The sequence below is a fragment of the Glaciimonas immobilis genome (genome assembly GCF_011947285.1).
Lineage (GTDB): Bacteria > Pseudomonadota > Gammaproteobacteria > Burkholderiales > Burkholderiaceae_D > Glaciimonas > Glaciimonas immobilis.
Window position 1 is genome coordinate 318,580 of sequence record NZ_JAAOZT010000007.1, and the last position, 23,358, is coordinate 341,937.

General features: G+C 50.0%; 21 protein-coding genes and 1 pseudogene. 1 reads left to right on the forward strand and 21 read right to left on the reverse strand.

Annotation, left to right across the window (positions count from 1 at the left end):
- Positions 1 to 24: 24 nt before the first annotated feature.
- The 16 genes from HAV38_RS13265 to HAV38_RS13340 form a co-directional block, all read right to left on the reverse strand.
- Positions 25 to 348: a DUF4148 domain-containing protein gene (locus HAV38_RS13265; protein ID WP_168055859.1), complete on the reverse strand. Its 324-nt coding sequence runs from the start codon at positions 346 to 348 to the stop codon at positions 25 to 27.
- A 271-nt stretch (positions 349 to 619) separates the two neighbouring features.
- Positions 620 to 1,510, reverse strand: coding sequence for a M48 family metallopeptidase (locus HAV38_RS13270; RefSeq protein ID WP_168055999.1), 891 nt, complete (start codon positions 1,508 to 1,510; stop codon positions 620 to 622).
- A gap of 150 nt (positions 1,511 to 1,660) precedes the next feature.
- A complete protein-coding gene (locus tag HAV38_RS13275) occupies positions 1,661 to 2,392 on the reverse strand; it encodes a lysophospholipid acyltransferase family protein (RefSeq protein ID WP_168055860.1) in 732 nt (243 codons plus the stop codon).
- A 56-nt stretch (positions 2,393 to 2,448) separates the two neighbouring features.
- Positions 2,449 to 3,006, reverse strand: a complete 558-nt coding sequence (gene gmhB / locus HAV38_RS13280; protein WP_168056000.1) for a D-glycero-beta-D-manno-heptose 1,7-bisphosphate 7-phosphatase — start codon at positions 3,004 to 3,006, stop codon at positions 2,449 to 2,451.
- Between the two features lie 19 nt (positions 3,007 to 3,025).
- A complete protein-coding gene (glyS, locus tag HAV38_RS13285) occupies positions 3,026 to 5,146 on the reverse strand; it encodes a glycine--tRNA ligase subunit beta (RefSeq protein WP_168055861.1) in 2,121 nt (706 codons plus the stop codon).
- A complete protein-coding gene (gene glyQ / locus HAV38_RS13290; protein WP_168055862.1) occupies positions 5,143 to 6,126 on the reverse strand; it encodes a glycine--tRNA ligase subunit alpha in 984 nt (327 codons plus the stop codon). The genes glyS and glyQ overlap by 4 nt, the downstream gene beginning before the upstream one ends.
- 266 nt (positions 6,127 to 6,392) lie before the next feature.
- Complete coding sequence (lnt, locus tag HAV38_RS13295; protein WP_168055863.1) at positions 6,393 to 7,949, reverse strand: apolipoprotein N-acyltransferase; 1,557 nt, start codon at positions 7,947 to 7,949, stop codon at positions 6,393 to 6,395.
- Positions 7,950 to 8,222: 273 nt separating this feature from the next.
- Positions 8,223 to 9,107, reverse strand: coding sequence for a CorC family transporter (locus tag HAV38_RS13300; protein WP_168055864.1), 885 nt, complete (start codon positions 9,105 to 9,107; stop codon positions 8,223 to 8,225).
- A gap of 305 nt (positions 9,108 to 9,412) precedes the next feature.
- Positions 9,413 to 9,535 (reverse strand): addiction module antidote protein, encoded by a 123-nt coding sequence (locus HAV38_RS21915; protein ID WP_245182351.1) that lies wholly within the window; start codon positions 9,533 to 9,535, stop codon positions 9,413 to 9,415.
- Positions 9,536 to 9,730: 195 nt separating this feature from the next.
- Positions 9,731 to 9,991 (reverse strand): pentapeptide MXKDX repeat protein, encoded by a 261-nt coding sequence (locus HAV38_RS13310; RefSeq protein WP_168055865.1) that lies wholly within the window; start codon positions 9,989 to 9,991, stop codon positions 9,731 to 9,733.
- Between the two features lie 122 nt (positions 9,992 to 10,113).
- A complete protein-coding gene (locus HAV38_RS13315; protein WP_168055866.1) occupies positions 10,114 to 10,896 on the reverse strand; it encodes a molybdopterin-dependent oxidoreductase in 783 nt (260 codons plus the stop codon).
- Between the two features lie 43 nt (positions 10,897 to 10,939).
- The gene (locus HAV38_RS13320) at positions 10,940 to 11,554 is read right to left on the reverse strand and encodes a cytochrome b/b6 domain-containing protein (RefSeq protein WP_168055867.1); all 615 of its coding nucleotides are present in this window, start codon (positions 11,552 to 11,554) and stop codon (positions 10,940 to 10,942) included.
- A 652-nt stretch (positions 11,555 to 12,206) separates the two neighbouring features.
- Positions 12,207 to 12,713 carry an rRNA maturation RNase YbeY gene (ybeY, locus tag HAV38_RS13325; RefSeq protein WP_168055868.1) on the reverse strand — a complete coding sequence of 169 codons (507 nt, stop codon included), beginning with the start codon at positions 12,711 to 12,713 and terminating at the stop codon, positions 12,207 to 12,209.
- The gene (locus tag HAV38_RS13330; protein WP_168055869.1) at positions 12,697 to 13,863 is read right to left on the reverse strand and encodes a PhoH family protein; all 1,167 of its coding nucleotides are present in this window, start codon (positions 13,861 to 13,863) and stop codon (positions 12,697 to 12,699) included. The genes ybeY and HAV38_RS13330 overlap by 17 nt, the downstream gene beginning before the upstream one ends.
- 251 nt (positions 13,864 to 14,114) lie before the next feature.
- Positions 14,115 to 15,455, reverse strand: a complete 1,341-nt coding sequence (gene miaB, locus HAV38_RS13335) for a tRNA (N6-isopentenyl adenosine(37)-C2)-methylthiotransferase MiaB (RefSeq protein ID WP_168056001.1) — start codon at positions 15,453 to 15,455, stop codon at positions 14,115 to 14,117.
- A 17-nt stretch (positions 15,456 to 15,472) separates the two neighbouring features.
- Positions 15,473 to 15,820, reverse strand: a complete 348-nt coding sequence (locus tag HAV38_RS13340) for a hypothetical protein (protein ID WP_168055870.1) — start codon at positions 15,818 to 15,820, stop codon at positions 15,473 to 15,475.
- Between the two features lie 443 nt (positions 15,821 to 16,263).
- Between HAV38_RS13340 and HAV38_RS13345 the strand changes: the two are divergent.
- Positions 16,264 to 16,509: pseudogene (locus HAV38_RS13345) on the forward strand (EmrA/EmrK family multidrug efflux transporter periplasmic adaptor subunit); the annotation flags it as partial.
- 318 nt (positions 16,510 to 16,827) lie between these two features.
- Here HAV38_RS13345 and HAV38_RS13350 read toward each other — a convergent pair.
- The 5 genes from HAV38_RS13350 to HAV38_RS13370 all read right to left on the reverse strand — a co-directional run bounded on the left by HAV38_RS13350 (position 16,828) and on the right by HAV38_RS13370 (position 22,593).
- Positions 16,828 to 17,787: an SHOCT domain-containing protein gene (locus tag HAV38_RS13350; protein ID WP_168055872.1), complete on the reverse strand. Its 960-nt coding sequence runs from the start codon at positions 17,785 to 17,787 to the stop codon at positions 16,828 to 16,830.
- A gap of 917 nt (positions 17,788 to 18,704) precedes the next feature.
- Positions 18,705 to 18,839: an ABC transporter substrate-binding protein gene (locus HAV38_RS21920; RefSeq protein WP_168055873.1), complete on the reverse strand. Its 135-nt coding sequence runs from the start codon at positions 18,837 to 18,839 to the stop codon at positions 18,705 to 18,707.
- Positions 18,840 to 20,495: 1,656 nt separating this feature from the next.
- A complete protein-coding gene (locus HAV38_RS13360) occupies positions 20,496 to 20,711 on the reverse strand; it encodes a hypothetical protein (RefSeq protein WP_168055874.1) in 216 nt (71 codons plus the stop codon).
- Between the two features lie 264 nt (positions 20,712 to 20,975).
- Positions 20,976 to 21,464 (reverse strand): hypothetical protein, encoded by a 489-nt coding sequence (locus HAV38_RS13365; RefSeq protein WP_168055875.1) that lies wholly within the window; start codon positions 21,462 to 21,464, stop codon positions 20,976 to 20,978.
- Positions 21,465 to 21,471: 7 nt separating this feature from the next.
- Positions 21,472 to 22,593: a HigA family addiction module antitoxin gene (locus HAV38_RS13370; RefSeq protein ID WP_168055876.1), complete on the reverse strand. Its 1,122-nt coding sequence runs from the start codon at positions 22,591 to 22,593 to the stop codon at positions 21,472 to 21,474.
- Between the last annotated feature and the right edge of the window lie 765 nt (positions 22,594 to 23,358).

Here is a 23,358-nt window from a genome sequence, read left to right on the forward strand (position 1 = left end):
CCTGACGCACGAACGTGAGCAAACTTATCTCAAAAAGACGAGCTCGGCATAGCTGGGCTTGCTAAAGGGTTGATGGTTTGCCGCTCTCAATTCAGATTGCACCTGCTGCCGGGTCAACGTGGATTTTGCCACGACATTGACGGGATAGTCATCGCTGATACTAATAAAGCCTTGCTCAGCTATTTGTTGATCCCCAAGAGCGACGTGGTCACCAGTAGTTGTTGGCGCGAACGTGCTTTCGACGGGCGAGGGGATGCCTGCAAATGCGGCGCTGACCGCTGTCAGTAACACTACGGCGCTGACCGCTGTCAGCAACACAAGCCCTACGGAAGTATTTCGGATGTTCATTATGGTTCTCTTAAGAATGAATAAAAGCCTGGCACCGAGGCGGTACATGATCAGCTGCTTTGTATTCAACATAAGCCAAATTTTATTTGTTTCGCTCCTTAAGAAAAATAGCGAACGACACAATTGATTATTTTCATTTTAGGAATAATCCTCCTCTTTTGCTTTGTGCTTGATTTCACTTTACTGATCTCGATTACCACCCGGTAAAATTTTTCAAGTCCTTAAAACTGTTGAGTGACGTCGCGCATCTCTCTGCTAGCGACCTCAGCACTTAAAAAATCGGCAGCGTTTCCTGTGCGCTATCGCGCAACGTGCGCCGTGCGGTTTCAAACTCAGGAAAAATCGACTGCACAGTTGCCCAAAAACGGGGGCTATGATTCATCTCACGCAGATGGGAGAGTTCGTGCGCGATCACGTAATCAATTAGCGGTAGCGCAAAATGCATCAGGCGCCAATTGAGGCGGATCTTGCCGTCAGCGGTGCAAGATCCCCATTGCGTAGTGGCGGACGATAGCGCAAACGATTTGTAGGACACGCCTAATTTATCTGCGTAAAGCCGCAGCCGTTCAGCGAACACACGCTTGGCTTCCAACTGTAACCAGCCTAATACGCGGTCTTTGAGTTGTTGCTCACTGGCATTCAGCGGCAGGCAAACGGTCAAGGTAGCCGCGGCGGGATTAAATTCGATTCCGGTCGCCTGCGTTGCGCGTATCCGTAGGGTGATGCTGCTACCGAGATACGGCAACGTCTCGCCATCGGACCATGTCATTTTAGGCTGCAGACGGCGTGCCGAGCGATCCCGATATTCAAAGAGTTTGGTAAAAATCCAGCGTTTCTTTTCCCTGATAGCGCTTTCAATCTCGACCACTGTCACCCATTTCGGCGCTGTCACGCGCAAGCCATCGTCGCTGATGACAAATCCTATAGAGCGTCGTTTGGAGCGCAGCAACGCGTAATCCAGCACATGCGCGTCAATATGCAAACGCCGCTTACCCGGCGGCACTGGCGCCACACCTTCGGGACGGACCTTTTCAGACGCCGGTGGCGGATCGCCCTGCGTCAATACCGGTGAGGGACTGTTGGCTGGCGGCAGTACTTGTGGGTCAGGGAGAAGGTCAGCAACACCGGGCACCGGACTAAACAAATCTAGCTGGCGCGCCATGGGTTGCTGGAGGGAAACCGGCGTCCGCGCGAGCGGCTTCAGGTCAGGGGCTTGAGGAGGCGATTTTTGATGCAAAAATTTCAAGATTGTTGACGGTTCATTAGTCTGCTGAACAAAAGTCCGGGATGCCCCATTGCTTTATACCGTGTGTCATTTGGTATAAACATGCGGTGAAATCCTCCGCATTTCTGATTCTATCCAATTTTCGACTTTTTCCATCAACTCTGCACTATTTAAGCCTTCAGGAGAAATCGGCTTGCCGATTGAGACTGTGATGATCCCCGGTTTTTTGATGAAAGAATTTTTTGGCCAGCATTCGCCCGCATTCACTGCAATAGGAACAACCACGGCGTTGGTTTCAACCGCCAGACGTGTCCCGCCGAGTTTGTATTTGCCTTTTTGTCCGACCGGAATCCGCGTGCCCTCCGGGAACATGATAATCCATTGGCCATCCGCAAGCCGCTTGCGTCCTTGCGTGACGACTTGAGCGAAAGAGTCGCGCGCGCTGCGATCAATCGGGATCATGCGCATCAGCGCAATAGCCCAGCCGAAAAACGGAATATAGGTAAGGGACTTTTTGAAGACAAACACTAAAGGACGCGGGGTCATTTGCAGTAAGAAAATCGTTTCCCAGGCTGATTGATGTTTGGACAGAACAATCGCCGGTGCATCGGGAAAATTTTCATAGCCGACCACTTTATACTGAATACCGCAAATAACTTTGGCCAGCCAGACGATAAAGACGTTCCAGCGTGAGGTCATGTAATATCTTTTTGCATAAGGAAACGGCGCAAAGAAAAGACAGGCGATCGCCCAGACGACGGTGGCGACGGTCATGATGACAAGGAATAACGCCGATCGCAAAAACAAGAAAAACTGCATACTTACTCCAAAATTTTATTTACAACGAGGCCAGACTATCAAACCCGACAGCCCCATTAAACCGACATTTCTACCGGCTTTTTTAATATAAAGTCGACCACTGCTGCCAAATCGGGGAAGATCATCGTGCCCGGCGGCAGACCGCCTTTGGTACGGGTGATTTCTCCTTTGCCTGTCAATACCAGAAACGGCGCGCAGCCGGCCACAAAACCTGCCTGTAAATCCCGTAGCGAGTCGCCGATTACCGGTACGCCGCCGCGCAGGCTGATTTCAAACCGCTTGGCGATGTCGATGAACATGCCCGCCTTCGGTTTGCGGCAATCGCAATTGTCTTCTGCCGCGTGCGGACAAAAGAAGACCGCATCAATTTCGGCGCCGACCAATTGCGCGGCGGTATGCATCTTTTGGTGGATTTCGTTGAGGACCTGGACATTGAGCAAACCGCGCGCAACCCCGGACTGATTGGTGGCCACGACCACGCGATAACCGGCTTGATTCAAGCGGGCAATGGCTTCCAGCGAGCCCTTGATCGGCACCCATTCATCGGGCGATTTAATAAACGCATCGGAGTCCAGATTGATGACGCCGTCACGATCGAGAATAATTAATTTTATTGGTTGTCCCATGGCGATCTCAGGCGACTAGCTTGGAAATGTCAGCAACCTGATTCAGCATCAGGTGCAGATTAGACAGTAGAGCCAAACGGTTGTTACGCAACTGTTCATCTTCTGCCATGACCATGACATCATTGAAAAATGCATCGACTTCCGTACGCAAGCGCGCAAGTGACTGTAGCGCACCGGCAAAGTCACCCTGCGCAAAAGCTGCGTCAACCTGTGGCTTGACATTGGACATGGCCGCGAAGAGCGCCTTCTCAGCCGCGTCCTGCAATAATGTTTCTTGCACCGTGCCGGTAGAGGTCACATTATTCTTTTTCAGAATATTAGTGATGCGCTTGTTGGCCGCTGCCAATGCCTCGGCTTCCGGCAGTGCGGCAAATGCCTGTACTGCGTCGAGACGTTCAATGATGTTAGTCAGTGTGTCGGGCAGTTGTGCGACCACAGCCTCAATCTGGTTTTGCGCATAACTGCGGTCGCGCAATATGCCGCGCAAGCGGTCGAACATAAAGCTGAGTACGTCTGCACCCGGATCTTTAAAATTCGGATTGTCAGCAAACGACTCCGCTGCAGTGTCCAGCAACGTCTTAAGCGATAACGGCAAGCGTTTTTCCAGCAACATACGCAACACGCCTAAAGCATGCCGACGCAATGCAAATGGATCTTTATCGCCGGTGGGCTGCAGGCCGATACCCCAGATGCCGATCAGCGTTTCCAGCTTGTCGGCCAGCGCCACTGCGGTACTGGTCTCGGTAGTTGGCAATGCATCGCCCGCAAAGCGCGGTTGATAATGCTCGGAAATCGCCAGCGCAACCTGGTCCGTCTCGCCGTCGTGACGAGCGTAATAGGTTCCCATGATGCCTTGCAGCTCAGGAAATTCGCCCACCATGTCAGTCAGCAAATCGGCCTTGGCTAGTCCAGCAGCACGTGCCGCACTCACAGCTAGCAACGGATCGGTGCTGAGTAGTTTGGCAATGGCGACTGCGATAGCTTGCACCCGTTGGGTGCGCTGAAATTGATTACCCAGTTTGTTGTGATACACCACATTGGCAAGCAATGGAACACGCTCGGCCAGGGTCTTTTTCTGATCTTGCTCGAAGAAAAATTTGGCATCCGCCAGACGCGGACGTACGACGCGCTCGTTGCCTTGAATGATGTATTGCGGGTCTTTGGTTTCCAGATTAGAGACGATCAAAAAGCGTGAACGCAGTTTGCCCCCTGTATCGGTCAGCGCAAAGTATTTTTGGTTGGTTTGCATGGTCAGGATCAGACACTCCTGCGGCACGGATAAATATTCGTCTTCAAAATGGCATGGATACACCACCGGCCATTCAACAAGTGCCGTCACTTCATCCAGTAACGACTCGGGCATCAGCACCAGATCTTCGCCCGCCGCAGCCAGCAAAGCAGTGCGGATTTGTTGTCTACGTTGATCGAAACTGGCAATGACCCGGCCTTCGGTCGCCAATACTTCGACATAGCTCTCTGCATCAGCAATTGTCACCGCGCCTTTTGATAAAAAGCGGTGACCGCCAGTGATTCTGTCAGCTTTCAGGCCTAACAAACGCAAAGGTACCACGGCGTCGCCGTGCAACGCGATCAGGCGGTGCGCCGGGCGCACGAAATGCACCGTCTCGCCAGCCGCAGGACCGTACTGAAGTTGGTAGCTCATCTGCTTTGGGATGGGCAATTTGGCGATCGACTCATCCAGAACGACTTGCAAGCCGACTTCCAGCGCCGCACCTTTGGCGGTGTAACTGTAGAAAAAACTCTCGGCCTTGCCATCTGCCGCGCGCTCCAGTTGATCTGGCGTGATCAGCACGGCGTTGGTGGCTGCGGCTAATGCTGCGAGCTTCTTGATCAGCGGTACGCTCGGCTGACCTTGCGCGTCCAGTGCGACGGAGACCGGGAGCACTTTTTCGCGCATGGTCTTGTCCAGCGATATCGCCCGGACATTGCTGATGATGACTGCCAGACGGCGCGGTGTGGCGTAGGTTGTGGCGACTGCATCGGCGGCTAAAAAATCGCGCGCTTTCAAACCATTAAAGATACCGCTGGCAAAAGCATTGCCCAGTTTTTCCAGCGCTTTCGGCGGCAGTTCTTCAGTAAAAATCTCGATTAAAAGGGTAGAACTCATACTGCCTGACTCCCTGCGCGGCGTGCCACCGTTGCGGTGTATTCGTCGCCAAATTCTTTCAACAATAACGGCGCATTTTTTTCGTTCAGTTCCCACATCGGAAAGCCGAGCGTTTCACGCGATTCGTAATAAGCTTTCGCTACTTCGCGCGACAGGTTACGAATGCGGCCCATGTAGGCGGCGCGTTCAGTGACGGAAATCGCGCCACGCGCATCCAGTAAATTGAAAGTGTGGGCTGCTTTTAACACCATTTCATAGGCGGGCAATGCCAGCGGTACTGCCAGCAGTTTCTTGGCCTGTGCTTCATAACTGCCAAACAGCGGAAACAGGAACTCCGTATCGGCGTATTCAAAGTTGTAAGTCGACTGTTCGACTTCGTTTTGATGGAACACATCGCCGTAGCTCAGGTGTTTCTTGACATCGTTCTCGACCCATTCGGTCCAGACCAGATCGTAGACATTCTCGACGCCTTGCAAATACATTGCCAGACGCTCGATACCGTAGGTGATTTCGCCCAGCACGGGTTTGCAATCCAAGCCGCCAACCTGTTGAAAATAGGTGAATTGGGTGACTTCCATACCATTGAGCCATACTTCCCAACCCAGACCCCAAGCACCCAATGTCGGGTTTTCCCAATCGTCTTCCACAAAGCGGACATCGTTCTTTTGCAAATCGAGTCCCAATGCTTCGAGCGAACCAAGATAAAGCTCAAGAATGTTTTCGGGCGCGGGTTTGAGTACTACCTGATATTGGTAGTAGTGCTGCATCCGATTAGGATTGTTGCCATAGCGACCATCCTTAGGGCGGCGTGACGGCTGAACATAGGCGGCGCGCCAAGGCTCAGGTCCGATTGCGCGTAAAAACGTCGCGGTGTGCGAGGTACCTGCGCCCACTTCCATGTCGTAAGGTTGCAATAACGCACAACCTTGCGCGGCCCAGTAATCTTGCAATTTAAGAATTATTTGTTGAAATGTAAGCATTATTTTTTGTGCTGCTCCATGCGGCAGGGCCGGTTGCTAAAAAGCAAAGTGAGTTTCGCTAAAGGAGCGATTTTAGCGGGTTTTGGCGGGCTTATGTGGCTTGCCGGTATTACGCTCGTGTCGCGTTGTTGTTACGCCGTTTGTTATGTCGTTTGTACAGTCGCCTGGTACATTGTTCGTTACGTGTTGTTATAACCATAGCAAGGCGCGCCTTGCGTGAGTTTCCAAAGCATACGCGTCGATGGTCGAAATATCTTCGACATTGTTTACGGGTTTCGGCGTTGGCGTCCGGTAAACCATGCCGCTGCAAGCAATAGCGCCGCACACACCAATAGCAAACGATTACCCATAACAATATAAGGCGTGTCGCCATTGTAACCCTGCACGGTCGCCGCTAACGTGCCGAACTGCAACGGCGGCAGATGCGCCCGTAGGTTGCCATGGGTATCGATGACGGCGGTGGTGCCGGTATTGGTGGCGCGCAGCATGGGGCGACCGGTCTCAATAGTGCGCATCTGCGAAATCTGTAAATGTTGCGGAAGCGCAATCGAATCGCCGAACCATGCAATATTCGACATGTTTAATAAAATTGTCGCCGCCCGATGACCGGACGCTTCCGGGGCCGATAATTGCGCGGCGATTTCTTCCCCAAATAAATCTTCATAACAGATATTCGGAAGCACCCATTGATCCTTTACCGCGAAGGGCGGCTGGACAACATTGCCACGATGGAAATCGCCTAAAGGAATGTTCATCAAATTGACAAACCAGTGAAAACCGTAAGGAATAAATTCGCCAAACGGCACCAGATGATGTTTGTCATAACGATAGAGGGGGGCAGGGTCAGAACCACTAGTTGCAGCCTTCGCCGTCTGGGGATAAAAGCCGAGCACGCTATTGGCGTAGTTATCGGGACCGTCCGTGATCGGAATGCCTAGCGCGATAGTGCTGCCAGACTGTTGTGCGAAATCGGCAATGGCGGGCAGATATTCTGGTGGTAACTGCGTTTGTAAAACCGGTATCGCAATCTCCGGTGTGGCGATCAGATCGGCTGGCTTAGTGCGGATCATGTCCTTGTAGAGCGCTAAGGTGTGATCAATCTGGGTCGGCTCAAATTTCATCTGTTGGGCCACATTACCTTGCAGCAAACGTACCGATATCGGTTGTCCGCTTGGTTGCGTCCAGTTTACGGTATGCAAACCGTATCCCACCAGCAAAAGACCGATTGCTGCGAGGACAGGAATTTTCTTCTGTGGCAAGCAGGCCAGACAGCCGCTGATCAAAGCAGCGATCATTCCCACGCCGTAGACCCCAATTACTGGCGCATAGCCTGCTAGTGGGCTGGCAGTATGCGCGTAGCCGGACACCAGCCACGGAAAGCCGGTAAATATCCATCCGCGCGTCCACTCAGTTAAACCCCACAGTGCAGGGAAAATCGCCAAGGCGGTCATCAACGCTGAGACCGACCAGCGCCTCCGCAGCCAGACCGTTAAGCCAGTTGCCAGAGCGGCGTACAATCCGATAAACAGCGCCAGCAGCACCACCGCGAGGGCCGCAATCCAGCCCGGCATGCCGCCGTATACGTGCAAGCTGATATACAGCCAATACACCCCGCAGACAGTCCATCCAAAACCAAACGCCCAGCCGAGGAGTGCCGCCTGCTTAACTGCGTTAAGGGAGTTAATGCGTAGCAGTCGCCACATTAGTAGCGCCAGCGTTAATATTTGAACCGGCCATGCGCCAAACGGGGCAAAGGCCAGCACGTTGAGTGCGCCCAGCAGGGCGGCGAGCGGGAGATGGATCAAGGTGAAGCGTAAGGTCATCGTGAGAGTTGGCTAAGATTGGTATTACGCGTAAAACCATGCTTTGGTGGCAACGCGCACCCAAGCTACGTATCCAGCATCAATTATCTGTGACTGAATCAAACTGGAACGGCTACGTGGGGGAGTATGGTGCCCCTTCGGTTGTTGTCATTACCCGTTTATAACTGGCAATGACCGTTACGTCCGGTAAGGGGCGAGCAGGTAACAACAAAATATGGAACGGCGGAGCACCGGACAAATTCGCTATGCCAGCGCAGTACTCAACGTGCAGACTTATGCATCAGGGTCGGGAAGAGCGCCTTGTATTTTTTCCACCAGCAGCATATGGACCTGTCGCGGGTCGGCGCGCAGCACCTCAAAACGGACGCGATCAAATATGAATTGATCCCCTTTACGCGGCACCCGTCCCAGATGATTGGCAACTAGTCCGCCGATGGTGTCGACGTCTTCATCAGAAAAATGCGTATCCAGCGTTTCGTTAAATTGTGCGATTTCCGTCAGCGCTTTGACCCGCCAGCGCGCACCTTGATCGCCGTCGCGAATGACCAGAATATTGTCTTCAGCTTCATCGAAGTCATATTCGTCTTCGATATCGCCAACGATTTGCTCCAGAACGTCTTCGATCGTAATCAGGCCTGCAACACCGCCGTACTCATCGACGACAATAGCCATGTGATTACGATTGGCGCGGAAGTCACGCAATAGCACGTTGAGGCGCTTGGATTCAGGGATGAAAATCGCCGGGCGCAGCATGTCGCGTACGTCAAATGAATCCTCGGCATAATAGCGGAGTAAATCTTTCGCCAGCAACACACCAATCACTTTGTCTCTGTCACCATCGACCGCCGGAAAACGTGAGTGCGCCGTGGCCAGCACTACCGGCATCCACTCCTCGATTGGCTTGGTGATATCGATCATGTCCATTTGCGAACGCGGCACCATGATGTCACGGGTGGAAAGATCGGATACCTGAAATACGCCTTCAATCATTGATAGCGCATCGGCATCAATAAGATTGCGCTCGTGGGCGTCTTGCAACACATCGAGAAGCTCAGCGCGGTTTTCAGGCTCGGGGGAAATGAGGGCGGTCAGGCGTTCAAACAAAGACCTGTGGGGTTTAGCGTCAAAGGATTTGACGCTACTAGAGTGCTCGGGCATATGGCGTTAGCCTTGGATTTGCGTTATTTCGAATTCGCTAGGATACAACAAATATGTGACCGGACGAAGAAACGTGTCTGATGACGCCATTATATCGGTAGTTTACAAGATAATTTAACCACAAAATACGCTACCTGCCGAGGTTACCCTGGGCTTTTCTTGCCCCTGCGTACTGTCTGAGTTTGCACAGCCTGTTGGTAAAAGTAGATTCAGGCGTGAACCTTAGCGGTCAAATCCCGGTCAAGTGCCAGCATTACGGCAAGGGTGGTTTTTAAGGTCGGATTGCCGTTTTCGCTAAAAGAAAGCTACAACTGTTCGCGGGAAAGGCCCGTTTGTGCGGCAATCTGCGCCATGCCTTTCGCACGCGCAACAATGCCAAGGGCGTGCGCGATGTAGCTGGCGTCGTTGGTCTGTAACGCTGCGGTCATGAAGGTTGCCATTGCTTCGTCAGAAGCTAAATTTGCGGCGGATCGTAGGTGGTTAATTTTTTAGCTATTACTTAATGTACTTTATAACAACATAACCATTTAACCACTTAACTGCATAACGACAAGAATTTCCACTAAAAAAAGCAATGCCTTGGAGCATTGCTTTAATTTTTTGAACGACGATTTTTAAAGCAATTATTTCTTCATATCGTCTTTCGCCATTGAATCTTTGCCCATCGCGTCTTTACCCATGGCATCTTTGTCCATGGTCGATTTTTTCTTCATTGTATGGGCTTTTTTGGTCATTTTGTCTTTGCCCATTTGATCCTTGGACATACTGTCTTTCGCCATGCCATCCTTGCCCATAGCATCCGGCTTCATTGCGTCTTGGGCATAGACGGTCGTCGCGGCCAATAACATACAGCCCATCAATACAGCCGATAATTGCTTTTTCATGTAAATCTCCAAGTGATTAAATTTGGCAAAAGTGCCTATACATCAGTGTCCGCCTCTCCATAATCAGAGAGTTATTCAGAACCCGTTCAAGATCTGCGTGGTGTGAGATCCAGAACGGGTTTTTAGGCCCCACCGAACCAGTTGTACCCCTGATCTTCCCAATAGCCTCCGGGGTACTTGTTTGTTACTTCCAGCGACATAATATGTTTTGGATTTTTGTAGCCCAGTTTGGTTGGCATCCGCAGCTTCATCGGGAAACCATATTTGGGCGGCAAAATCTGGCCGTCATAGGTTAGGGTCAATTGGGTTTGCGGATGTAGCGCAGTGGGCATATCGATGCTGGTGTGATAATCGTCACCGCATTGAAAGTTAATATATTTGGCGCTAAGATCAGCCCCGATCTGTTTTAGGAATAGCGAAAATGGGACGCCGCCCCAACGCCCGATTGCGCTCCATCCTTCTACACATATATGCCGCGTGATTTGCGCATTTTGTGGCAATTGGTGTAAGGCATCCAGCGTCCATGGGCTTTTGTTGGTCACCAGGCCACCGATTTTCAGCAGATATCCTTCCTGCGCAATTTCCGGCACGTCCTCTTCGCCGTAATAGGCGTTAAATGGAAAAGGGCGCGTGATCATGGAGGCTGGATAGGTCGGCGCCAGTTTATTCGGATCGAACAGCCACGCTTGCACGCCATCGTTCAACCTTGACACCCGTTCCAGCATCCGATTGATGGATGGCTCATCGGTAATATTGCAGCCGGTCAGCAGCGATAGACCACCTAACGTCAGCGCGCGTTTGCCAAACAGGCGTCGCGATGGCATGTCCAGGGCCTGCCGCGCATCCTTCAATATCGAATCGATGTCGCGCTGCGACGGGATCATCAGACGAGTTTTTTTGATCATGATCGAATCTCCTTAAATTTTCTTTGCATCTATTTGAGCAGACTCAACGGCCGCGTAGCATGGCGAGCAACGTGCGTGGCACCAATGCGACCATGACGATGTGCACCACAATAAACAGAACTAAAAAGCTCATTGCGAAAAAATGCACGATGCGGGCATTGTCATAACCACCCATCAAATCGCGCAAAATCGGAAACTGCACGGACTTCCAGATCGCGAGTCCAGAAAGCACTAAGAGGATCAGGTCGATAATGACCGAAAGATAGGCTAATTTTTGCACTGCGTTATATTTATTGGACGTATCGTGCTGAAGTTTGCCGGTAAGGGCTTTTTTAATATCCCGTAGCACCGCAGCAGGCGTCAGCGGGAAAAATTTCTTCCACAGGCGTCCGGTAGCCCCGTTAAGTATCAGATACAACAGCCCGTTAACGAACAATAGCCACATTGCAGCAAAATGCCACTGTAATGCGCCGCCTAGCCATCCGCCAAGCGTCCATTGGTTGGGAATGTGGAACGGGAATATCGGTGACGCGTTATAAATGCGCCAGCCACTGGTAATCATCACGATTACCGCAAGTGCATTGAGCCAGTGTGTGATGCGCAACCACACCGGATGGATGACAATTTTCCTGTATTTTTCTGTCGCTTCAATGGTCATTTTTGTCTCCCGGCACTGAAAAAGATGGGGGCACTATAAATATTTTGCATATTTTGCATATTTTGCGTATTCGCTATCGATCCGAAAGTTCGCATGTGACGCACTTGAAAATTCTTGAATGAAACGTAGTCGTCGGCGGAAACGATTCCTTACACATTATTTTCTATGCTAGTACTTTTTACGACTTACGCAAAACCGCCCCAGTGGCGTTGCGCTTTCCTAGCCGCCTTTCGTGGCCCGACCAACGTGGCCCGACCAACAGTGCTGCCTTCTTCTGCAGGCTTGTTAGCTCGGTGCCGGGCTGATTTTGCGTAAGTCCTACTTTCAGGGACTACAACTTGCTTGAAAAGGTTAAATTTTTCGCCAAAATTAAGGGTGGTTTTTAAATATTAATTTAGCAATTTTTAAGTTGGCGCGAGAATCGGTTAGGGACCTGATCAGTTTCGGCGGGAGGGGAGGGAGTCGTTAGCGCCCGTAAGCAACTTATGCTGTAAGAGGGGATAAAGTGGGGAGCGAAAAAATAAGCAACGCGCTATAAAGCGCTGCTTGCAACAGGTAATGATCTTTTATGGAAGCGAAAGCGAATAAATGAGGAATACGGGGTCTGCGCGATAGTTTTTGTACGCCGTATCGTCTTGACGCGAAATAACAATTAAAGCTGAGCGATACCGGCGTCCACATCCGTATACGGATTAGGCCATCCTAAAGCCGCCAGAATCTCAATTTCAAGATTCTCCATCTCGGTCGCTTCTTCATCGTTTTCATGATCGTAGCCTTGAGCGTGCAAAACACCATGGACGACCAGATGGGCGGTGTGTTCTTCGATGGATTTTTTTTGTTCTGCGGCTTCGCGTTGCAGCACGTCGGTGCAGAGCACAATATCGGCCTCGGTTGTTTCGGCGTCTTCGTCCTCAGTGTAAGCAAACGTCAGCACGTTGGTCGCATAATCTTTGCCCCGATAGTTGCGATTGAGCGTGCGGCCTTCCTCTGCGTCAACAAAACGTATGGCGAATTCTGCGGGAGCCAGCAGCGCCGCCTTCACCCAGCGGCGCACTTGCGGTCGCAAAATAATCTCTTTGAGGCGAGGGTCGGGATATTGGACCGATAGCGAAAGCTTGTTGGCGACTTTGTTGGACACAGATTTATTTTTTTGCGACATTGCGACTGCGGGCACGTTTAGTGATGCCCGTTTCAATAGGTTTAGGAATTTTAACGGGCTTGACTGGCGGCACGACCGGATCAATGACGCCGTGGGTGGGTGCCACTGGCGTGGCAAGGGACGCCGCCTCATACGCATCCACAATCCGCGCTACCAGCGGATGCCGCACCACGTCGGTGCTGTTAAAGCGGGTGAATGCGATGCCGCGTACGTCTTTCATAATATTCATGGCGTCAATCAGGCCACTTTTTTGACCGCGCTGCAAGTCGATCTGCGTCACGTCACCGGTGACTACTGCCTTGCTGCCAAAGCCAATACGGGTTAAAAACATCTTCATTTGTTCTGGGGTCGTGTTTTGTGCTTCGTCCAGAATAATGAAGGCATGGTTCAACGTGCGGCCACGCATATAGGCCAGCGGAGCAATTTCAATCGCCTGTTTTTCGAACATTTTTTGGGTGCGGTCAAAGCCCAGTAAATCATAAAGCGCGTCGTACAAGGGCCGCAAATAAGGATCGATTTTTTGAGCAAGATCGCCGGGCAAAAATCCTAACCGTTCGCCAGCTTCGACCGCCGGTCGCGTCAGCACGATACGTTTTACCGCGTCGCGTTCCAGCGCATCGACCGCGCAAGCCACCGCCAAGTACGTTTTGCCGGTTCCGGCAGGGCCAATGCCCAGGGTCACGTCGTGTTCTAAAATGGCGCGTATGTACGCCATTTGGTGTGGTGTACGACCGCGCAGATCGGCGCGGCGGGTTTTTAGGATAGGGCTTTCTATCTGCGAAGGCGGAATCGGGGTCGTTGCAAAATTGTCGCCGCTATTATCGTCAGAGGCAGCATCGGAACCGCCCGCGGCCACCAGTTTCAGCGCCTCGTTAGCTCTTTGCTCGACCAGCGCCAGCTGGATTTCCTCGACTGAAATCACCCTATGCGCTATTGCGTAGAACTGTTCAAGTATTGCTACAGCCCGTTCGGCATTGGCACCGGAAGCAATGAATTTTTCACCACGGCGGAAAAGCGTCACATCCAGCGCCGCTGATATTTGTCGCAGGTTCTCATCCAGCGGGCCACAAAGGTGCGCTAGTCGTGTATTGTCCAGCGGTTCCGGGATGAAAAAGTACGGCTGCGTTGGCGTTTTAGTTTTGGTTTTCAAGCGAATGTGGGCTCGTCAGATAATGCGTCATTAATAGGAAGAAAGCGAGGAAGAAAGTGGGTGCAAGATAACCCACATGCTCTGGGCAGATTACACGATCTTGGCAACCTGAGTTTGTTCTATGTGCGCTGACATCATTCAAAATCAAGCAAAATTTATCATTAATGATACTAGTGCAACTAATTGATGCGTTTTAACAACTAAGAAGCTGTTTAACGCATCTTGCGCCTAACACCTGAGTGCAGAACGAATTAAGCGGTGACCACCAACTCACCACGCAAAGTATATTTGTAGCTTTCCGTGATGGTGACATCGATTAATTGTCCTATCAGGCGGGCAGAGTGTGGGCCACCATCAAAGTTAACCACCCGATTGTTTTCAGAGCGGCCTTGTAACTCGTTGGCATCTTTTTTGGACGGTCCTTCAACCAGTATCCGTTGCACGGTACCAATCATCTCTTCACTGATTCGGATTGTATTTTCTTTAATCACCGCTTGCAGATGCTGCAGACGCTGGAGTTTAACTTCCGGCGGCGTATCGTCTTCCAGATTAGCGGCTGGGGTGCCGGGGCGCGGGCTAAAAATAAAGCTGAAGCTATTGTCGTAACCGATTTCATGGATCAGCTTCATCAAAGCATCGAAATCCTCATCTGTTTCGCCGGGAAAACCAACAATGAAATCACTGGAGATGCAAATGTTTGGGCGTACCTTACGCAAGCGCCGGATCACCGATTTGTATTCGAGTACGGTATAACCGCGCTTCATCGCCGCTAAAATGCGATCCGAGCCGTGCTGTGCGGGCAAATACAGATGATCAACTAATTTCGGTACTTTGGCGTAGGTATCGATCAGGCGCTGCGTGAACTCTTTTGGATGGCTGGTAACGAAACGGATGCGTTCTATGCCCGGTATTTCGGCGATAAATTCGATTAACAGCGCAAAGTCGGCAATCTCGCCATCTGCCATGACGCCGCGGAACGCGTTCACGTTTTGGCCTAGCAACGAAATCTCTTTAACACCTTGTTCGGCCAGGCCAGCAACTTCGGTCAATACGTCTTCAAAGCGCCGCGAGACTTCTTCACCGCGCGTGTAGGGCACGACGCAATAACTGCAATATTTACTGCAGCCTTCCATGATCGACACAAAAGCGGTCGCGCCATCGACTTTGGCCGGTGGCATATGGTCAAATTTTTCGATTTCAGGAAAGCTGATATCTACCTGAGAATTGCCGGTCATACGCCGTTGCTTGATCATCTCGGGCAATCGGTGCAGGGTTTGTGGACCGAACACGATATCAACGTAAGGCGCACGCTTGACGATTGCCGCGCCTTCTTGAGAGGCCACACAACCGCCAACGCCAATTAACAAATCGGGGTTCTTGAATTTGAGTTCACGCAAACGGCCCAGATCGGAAAATACCTTCTCTTGTGCTTTTTCGCGGACTGAACAAGTGTTCAATAGAATGACGTCAGCATCTTCGGGGCGATCAGTTTTGATCAAGCCGTGAGACGCGTTAAGGACATCAGCCATTTTGTCTGAGTCATATTCGTTCATCTGACAACCGAACGTTTTTATGTAGACTTTCTTTTGGATCGTTTTTTCCATGATTTTCACTTCAAGTTACTGCGTTGAGTCTCGATCGACTGACTCGCCTCATCGGTAGTCAGTATCCAGACCCGATCTACATCGCCCTGAAAATTTTGTGTGTAATTTACTAAATAAGTGCTCGATCCCAATGATACGGGTATCTGCGTCAAATGATTTTGTCCCCAAATCCGGGAGCCGGGCGACAACTGCAAAGTAGCTTTACCTACAGTAATCGCAGGATAGGCGGTAATCGTCATGTTTCCACGGAGGGTGGTCGCGGGAAAAGTCCGATCAAACGCCAACGCTGGCAATGCCATCATCGTCATTGCTACTGCTATCAACCAGCGTTTTAACCACGTTGTTGCGGGCATAGGAACTCCGTTGAGTTGCTGCGAAAAAGGTGGTTCAGAATGCGATTTTTCGTGAGAACGCAAGGGCAGGATTATAGCATTCCATAATAACAGTACCCGCTTAACCCATAGAGATGCTTTTTTGTATGCCTCCTCAACGCCTTGGTGCGACTCTGACCGCACATGGTTGTGGTTTATATGCTAAAAACGGCAAATTATTTTCAATCGTACGGCTCCTAAATCGTACTACTATAAATAGTAAGTACTCTAATTATTTTAATGTTAATAATATGCCTTCTACTCAAGAGCGTTTTTCTAGTGCTTTGCACAGTACCCGCACGTGCCTGGCGTCAGGCCCTTGACCGTCGTTTAAAGGATCTCGGTGTCGGGCAAGCGGGATGGATGGCTATCGCAGTGATCGCCAAAGCGGCTCAGCCGATGGGTATAGTTAAAAAAAGGCCACCGACGATTTGGCACGGCGCGCGCCGCTGGAGGCTTCTCACACACTTTCCGGTGAAGATATCGCTCACGCGCGGCAAGCCGTAGAAGATGCCAAAGCCTCGTTAGCGGTAGCGACGAAGCAGGCCGACGCCGCTAACGCAGGGATCGCCGGTGTCAGTCTGTCGGATAATCCAAGCGTGTTGTCAGCCAAAGCCGATTACATCCAGGCATGGCTTGCGGTCCGTCGCAATGCTAATCTGGCGAAGTAGGAATGGTGCTGAATGTTTCATAAGCCTTGGTTCTGGTAGGTTGGATATGTACCCCATCAAAGGCAAGGTACGTGAACGAGTAAAGAGGCCGAGGTTTTAGTTAAACAGGGAGTTAACCGGGTTTCGTTTGACTCATGGTAAAAGGCGAGCGACTAGCGAATGACTGTAAAGGGCTGGATTGGACTCAAACGATGGTTTGCGTAAACCTGTTTTAGCGGGCAGTAAAGACATAAAAAAGCTCTCAGTATTGAGAGCTTTTTGATTATCTGCAGTTGCAAATAGCGCAGAATATCGTTGGTTATTGCTGTCTATTGCTAGTTATAGCCGCGCAAGTAATTCCGTTTTTTTAGTGACGTATTCCGCCTCACTAAGAAGATCTCGCTTGCGCAAGTCGGCCAGTTTTTCAATCATGCTAAAGACGTCCGAATCGGCGATCGCAGCACTCACGGATGGCACCTGTGGTGATTGTTGTTGTGGTGGTTGTTGCGCTGCTACCGGTTCCACATTGTTTACTGGCGTATTCATCGGTGCCGGGACTGGCGTATTGGCAAACTGGTTGCCATTATTGTTGTCCTGCTGTGTTTGCGGTACGCCATCAATCGAGATAACCGGCAAACTGGCGACGTCAATCAGGCCGTATTGGCTGTTAAAGCAGATTGATCCGCCATAAGATTGCTGTTGCGAGAAGCCGCCGATTTGATGATCCAGCGTGTCATAGACGGTGACTCTGTCGTTTAATTCGATCACCAGGCGGCGTGCTTGTGCGAAGTAAGCGTAGCGCACATTGTTCTGGGCACCGGTGCTATTCGGCCAACGTAGATCGGCAGGCCACCAATCGTTTGATTTGCCAGGTGCGGGCGGCACAAACAGACTGGCCGTATTGTTGTGCTGGGACGAATTTGAATTTTGATATTGCGAATTTAAATTCGCATAATTGTTTTGCTGCTGGCCGCCGCCCTGATAGGAGCCACCCTGACTTTGCGACTGGAAGCTACCGCTTCGTAGCAAGTCTGGTTGATTGGCTATCAAACGTGCCAGTTCCGTGCATAGACTGTCAACGCGATTTTTGAGGTAGCCATTGAACATGTCCGACACCATGGTCATCCCGCCCTGCATCCACTGGCCCGAGCCGCTGAATTCCGGATGATTAAATTGTGCCATCCCACCATTGCCATTGATAACCGACTGAAGCATGCTTAACACTGCATCGACACTGAATCCATGGCGTCGCGCGATTTCTTCGATCACCTGACGTCCGCTTGGAGAAAGTTGTTGCATGATAGTTTTCCTATTCGTGGAATGACAAAGGGTGAAGCTGCGAACAATGCCAGATATGTTGTATGGGCAAGTCGGGGAGGAGGCTGCGTAGATTTTGCGACAGTTTAAACGGTTATCAAACCGTACCAGCTGCGATTCTCCGTAATACAACGGGTTAGGCGACGTTATACGAAATGAGTATTACATTGAAGCATAATGTTTTGTTCGTTGGCCCTGATGGTGCGTAAAACAACTTTGTTTGATGTCGCAAGCGGTCACGCCTATCAAACGAACGCTGTGTCAACGCCCAATGCGGAGCATAGGTTGTATAACAAAAGTATTAAACGTGGCAATATTGCTGGTGGTAACAATGTAGACATCCCCGCCAGAGGAGAGTTGCATGAGGGGGTATTTCGGCGTTCTTGCGAACGGACCCGACGATGAGCGGGCCAGCGGCTTTCATACTGCGGCGTAAGGCTGGTGTTGATCGGCAATACCCGGATATTTTAGCGATACGAAGGTGATCGTCGGTATTCGGCATGTCTGTATTAACGGCGTGATTGCCATTAACATTTTAAAACGGTCTCGCAGTCGAGCGAGATGACTAATGCATTAAGCTTGAGCTTATTTTGGCAAGCCTGCTTTTGACGACAAAGAAAAACGCAAGCCGAAAGCGACGATGGCTAAAGCAACTGGGAAGTATTGAATGATGTACATGGTAAGTTTCCAAAAAGAATTAAGCTATCAGTGGGAGTAAGTATAAAAAGTTTGCCGTACGAAATCCAATTTCGAATCAGTATTTCCTTTATACGTTTCCTGAATATCATTGATTTTCTATATCGATTAAATCTAATTGATAGAAAAAACGAAGCGCTGGAACGGTCGTTGTCTGGGTGCAAGTATGCATTGCCAGCGGCAGGATCGACGAGGTAACTCTTTCAGCCTTTGATGGACGCTTTTACGAAGCGCGCTACCATGTCCGGCTTGTCTGCCACGGTCTTTTGCATCGTCCCAATGGTGGTGCCGTACGGCGGGTAGCCATCCTGTGCAAACAGGAAGAAGTTAGTCTTCACATTAGCTTCATCGCCTGAAATGGTTTGGAAAAAGGATAGGCTTGCTGCACTACGTTCTGGTCCACAAAGAACGGTTGCAGGTTGAACGTTTAAGCCCGCACCAGAGACTCTGTATAGCCGTACTTTGCTTCCAGCCAAGGCAGTCACGTAGGGTGTGCTGTGCTGCCGGCGAGAATAATTTTGCCTTTCAGGTCGGCTAGACTTTTGACGTTCTCGTGCTTCATCATCCCTTATAAATCTTTTTGAAAAGATGTGGCGACGGTAGTCACGGGTTCAACTTTTTCTAGTCTGCAATAGGCTAGGCATTCTGCGTGCCAACAAATTAGAAAATATTATTTTTAATAAGATCAGATAGTTATGGCGGTGGCGAGTGTAATGCGGTCTGTCGCCATGAACCCAGTATGATATTTGTCTCAAATTGGCGCAGATATCCGGCTCATTTTGGTGCGGAGGAGTAACGGGGAGGAAGGTTAACCAAGCAGAGATGGGCGCTGGCATAATTGACGCCGCCATTCAAAATTTCTTCCGGTTGTACTAACCAGATTCCTTGCTGTCAAGCACTGACCTAAGATTTATCGAGTTGTGCATTGGAAAAATAATGCCAATAAACTTAGCATAAGGGCGCACCAAAAAATAACTACGCGCAACTTCTGCAATACACGAGTAACGCCTTTTTCATTACACTAGAGTGCGAATGTCGCAAATTTTAGGAGACAGGGCGTAGCAACGTGCCGGAAGTTACGTAGTGGTGTGGAGGAAGTGCAGGACGGGTGCGCGAAGTCGGGAGATTTAAAAGCGTTCGACTGCTCCGAACACCGGCGCTCCATTCGGCGTGCTGGCGACCGGCAACCTTATTCGGGCTTCCCATTTGGCGCAAGAGGGGATTGCCTGTGGCACCTTGGCGGATATCAAGACTAATTATAGTAACCGGTATGACGCGTGGCTTTTTTGGGATAGTCTTCGGACGTGGCGCAGGATAGCCCGATGCGATTGTTGCAAATTGTTGAGGGGGTAGTGGCGCTGTACGGTAAGGCTGCCAATTTAGTGGGCGGAATATCTTTTTGGCGGAGTGTTTAATATTTTTAACAAATGTGGGGTCGAAAGATTGCGCCCTGCAGTTCACTGCGAGAGCGTTAAATTGGATCATAGTTGACTGAGCGACTTTTTTGCATCGTGAGATGCGCCCCGGCTTACGCTCTTCTATGGTCGGTAACGGGGCTACTGTTTCTGGATGAAGACGCGGCGATGTTGGCGTTTGCGTTTTGTTAAGGCAAGCGGTATGGTCCGAATAGATAGCTATGGGTGAGGGTGCCCTTAGTATTCCGCAGAGATGTTTATGCGGATAAATAGGTTAGGGGTGTCGTGGCCTGCTTGATTTAACAGGTGTAACAATAGTAATTCGGCACTAGTTTTCAGCAAATGTCATCAAAGTGTAATTGTCGTCGCATAGCATATAGCTCTGCCTGTGGTTGACACGCACTACCGGCGCTGGCGGTCGGGAAACATTCCAGCACCAAATTTAAAAGCTCGCAGCCGAAAGGTCGGCGGGCTTTTTTTACGTCTTTACGGCGGTATATGCAAAGGGCGAAAAATGTCGCCGGATCAAGTCGAAGTTATTGGATGCATCTAACCTCAAAATTCCATCCACTATTTCTCTTATTTCTCTTGTTTCTCAGATGCGGGTCGCTCCGACAAACTTGTTTGCCAGGCGCCGGTGTACCCGAATCTCGGCGCAGGTATTTCTTCGGCAAACCAAAAGTCAGTAAAACTGACCACGCTTGGCGCCAGAAACCAGTGCGCATACCCATTCGCATCCATCGCCCACCAGCGCGCACTTTGGGGCGCTTCCTTCCAGTTTATATCTGAATACATGGTAATTACCCCACAATCGTTATCATCTATTATTTGGACCGGGGATTGCCCTGGTGGTTCTTGCCCACTCTCCAATGATAGAAACTTTAGCGACTATGATCATTTGTGCTCATGGTAGTAGCGTTACGTTCTCTTCTCAAATTGCACTATAAATACGTAGATCGTTCTATAAATAGGTCGGCGCGGCCTCCGGAAAGAAAATTTGAGTCGATCGTCAGGTTCAATTTCACCGCGAATGGTGCTTTACTGCTGGTTTTGGCAAGCTTAAATTTCTTCAGCAGTATCCTCGTATTTCTGAAGTAACTCATCAACGTCTTCGGTAAAATCCAAGACTATCTGGATCGGTTCTGAAGTCAGATTTTTTTCGTTATAGACGTCTACATCGGTTTTGAGTTGAACGCACTCGCCAACGACTTGCCTTCGGCGTTCCGCGAACGAGCGCACAAAATGGGATCGCGGCGCATTTTTATCATCAATATCGGCCCATAAGGAACCTTGTTTGTTCCCTTTAGTGATCTTGATTGCATGCTTGGCCCGATAACGACGTCCACGACTGTCGGTCCGATGTTCCTCTCGAAACACCTGCGATATATCCGATGCGATGGCATCGATAATGGTCTTGGTATTTGGCTTGATCAAACCATGGCGATAAGCCCATGCAGCCACCTCATGTGGGTCAATTAAGCCGACTTCGCCCGTTTCCTGCTCATACCTGTGAACGTAGTCACGCACCTGATCAGTATATGTAGACATAATTTCCTTAACTCTCAATAGGATAAGAAAAACCAAAGCCATCAGTCACAGCGGCTGCGCACACAATATGTCGCACTTTGGCTTGGTGTTTCACCAACAAGTCGTAACGTTTAAGTTGGCGTTGTAGCTGTCCGACTACGATTCCGACATGAATATTTAACTTCCTTGCAAACAGGGTCACTCTTTCTTCGGAAAAAAATGGTTGAACGCGCGCAATGAAACTTCGCAAGTCCTTCTGAGGCAAACAAAACTCCGCCGCGGCCTCGTTTGCGAGCAACTCCTCAGCGGGTAATCCCTCAGCCGCGGTGGCATCTAGTTCAACATCGATACACGCATGTTTTTGTCCGTCACGATTGAGAATATGTTCGATTTCGTGTCGCAACACAAACCAGAAATTATCAATCTTGTCCCGCCGCATGGTTAACCCAATAACAGGAGATTTCGCGTCCAACCAAAGACAGGCACCATCGATTTTTGATCCAGGAAGATGCTCTACGACCAGAAATCTAACCCCCGCATCTGCCAAAATTTTAGGTACTTGCCGCGTTCCTTCAGGAGATAAAAGTAACGCGGACAATGTCGGTAACGCGTTGCGCAAAGATACTTCTGAGTAAGGCTTTGCCACCATAGTTTCCGCTATTTTTTTAACCCGAAAAAGCCACGTCAATTGAGAAATTGGTGCATTAATGTAAGATTGCTTTTTCGCCGCATAATGTAAAACTGGCGCTTCGTCTATTCCCTTTATACCAAAAAAATCAAATAATTGCATTTCTAGTATTTCGGTCGTGACGGCGGCGCCAACCCATCCTCGTTTGATCATTTCCCTAACGGGAAACTTAGAGTGTAAACCTGCTTTTTTTGAGATACTACTTTCCCTTGTGCGTACTTTCGATAGTTGGTACTGGCTTTCCAAGTTCATCCACAGTTCTGGACTAGTGCCAAGCGCTTCGCTAAAAATTAATGCGGTTTCGGCGGTGATCGAACGCTTACCGTTTATTACTTCATTGATCAGCCGGCTGTCACGGCCGATAATTTCAGAAAATTCGACTTGGGTCCAGTCGCGCGCTTCCAATTCATCCTTGAGAAATTCTCCGGGAGGGGAAACCTCTGCTGGTACACGTGCTTTCATATTTAACTCCTTCATTAGTGATAGTCCTCTATAGAAATGAGAGACGACGATCACAATTTTTCTAGTCCCGCTAGTGTTCGTTTTGTTATGGGCGCCTTAGCGCATTGAGACGCATTAACGATGTGATCCCCTTTCAGTTTCTCTAATGCGGCGACTTCATTGCAGAGAAGTCTCGCTCGTCAAGGGCGCTCAAATAAAACCGTTGTTTTCTCTTTGTGTAATAACAGCGGCATGAAAGCCGACATTAAAAGTCATATCCGTTTTGAGACTACCGAAAATTGCAACAGAAAATTGTCTCCATGGAGCAATAATACTGAGTTAGGCGGAGAAAGTAAATACGTAAATACGTGCATGACACGTATTTAGAAATTGAAGTCAAATACCTATATCTATGCGCCTGCTTTTCTGATGCAAAGCCTGTTTATAAGGGATCAGGGAATGACTATGTATATTTCGTCCGATCCCGCAAAGTTAAGTACTGTCTGTATCACGTCTTAAGGGTGTGGGCTGAGCGCCCCTATCGGAAATGCGATGTAAAGGGCGCTCAGGTCATGTGGCGAAAGCACGTCCGGCACATAAAAACCATTGCGATGACTACGGACTAAATCCAGCAATTGCATTAAGCAGAGGTTGCTTGCAGGTAATGTGGATAACCAGAAAATCGGCGGGCTGCAGAACTGAGATCCTCGTTCCAAAAATCGAAGAAGTAGCCGCTAGCGTTGAGGGGAAAGCTACCCGTTGATGCCGGTGGATTGTCACTCGCCC

Bases quoted from the DNA above. Each gene is read 5' to 3' on its own strand.
- glyS (WP_168055861.1), bottom strand. From the start codon at position 5,146: ATGAGTTCTACCCTTTTAATCGAGATTTTTACTGAAGAACTGCCGCCG.
- HAV38_RS13310 (WP_168055865.1), bottom strand. From the start codon at position 9,991: ATGAAAAAGCAATTATCGGCTGTATTGATGGGCTGTATGTTATTGGCC.
- HAV38_RS13300 (WP_168055864.1), bottom strand. From the start codon at position 9,107: ATGCCCGAGCACTCTAGTAGCGTCAAATCCTTTGACGCTAAACCCCAC.
- HAV38_RS13340 (WP_168055870.1), bottom strand. From the start codon at position 15,820: ATGCCCGCAACAACGTGGTTAAAACGCTGGTTGATAGCAGTAGCAATG.
- HAV38_RS13365 (WP_168055875.1), bottom strand. From the start codon at position 21,464: ATGTCTACATATACTGATCAGGTGCGTGACTACGTTCACAGGTATGAG.
- lnt (WP_168055863.1), bottom strand. From the start codon at position 7,949: ATGACCTTACGCTTCACCTTGATCCATCTCCCGCTCGCCGCCCTGCTG.
- HAV38_RS21915 (WP_245182351.1), bottom strand. From the start codon at position 9,535: ATGACCGCAGCGTTACAGACCAACGACGCCAGCTACATCGCGCACGCC.
- ybeY (WP_168055868.1), bottom strand. From the start codon at position 12,713: ATGTCGCAAAAAAATAAATCTGTGTCCAACAAAGTCGCCAACAAGCTT.
- glyQ (WP_168055862.1), bottom strand. From the start codon at position 6,126: ATGCTTACATTTCAACAAATAATTCTTAAATTGCAAGATTACTGGGCC.
- HAV38_RS13320 (WP_168055867.1), bottom strand. From the start codon at position 11,554: ATGACCATTGAAGCGACAGAAAAATACAGGAAAATTGTCATCCATCCG.
- HAV38_RS13360 (WP_168055874.1), bottom strand. From the start codon at position 20,711: ATGTATTCAGATATAAACTGGAAGGAAGCGCCCCAAAGTGCGCGCTGG.
- HAV38_RS13350 (WP_168055872.1), bottom strand. From the start codon at position 17,787: ATGCAACAACTTTCTCCAAGCGGACGTCAGGTGATCGAAGAAATCGCG.
- HAV38_RS13315 (WP_168055866.1), bottom strand. From the start codon at position 10,896: ATGATCAAAAAAACTCGTCTGATGATCCCGTCGCAGCGCGACATCGAT.
- HAV38_RS13265 (WP_168055859.1), bottom strand. From the start codon at position 348: ATGAACATCCGAAATACTTCCGTAGGGCTTGTGTTGCTGACAGCGGTC.
- HAV38_RS13370 (WP_168055876.1), bottom strand. From the start codon at position 22,593: ATGAAAGCACGTGTACCAGCAGAGGTTTCCCCTCCCGGAGAATTTCTC.
- HAV38_RS13275 (WP_168055860.1), bottom strand. From the start codon at position 2,392: ATGCAGTTTTTCTTGTTTTTGCGATCGGCGTTATTCCTTGTCATCATG.
- HAV38_RS13270 (WP_168055999.1), bottom strand. From the start codon at position 1,510: ATGGCGCGCCAGCTAGATTTGTTTAGTCCGGTGCCCGGTGTTGCTGAC.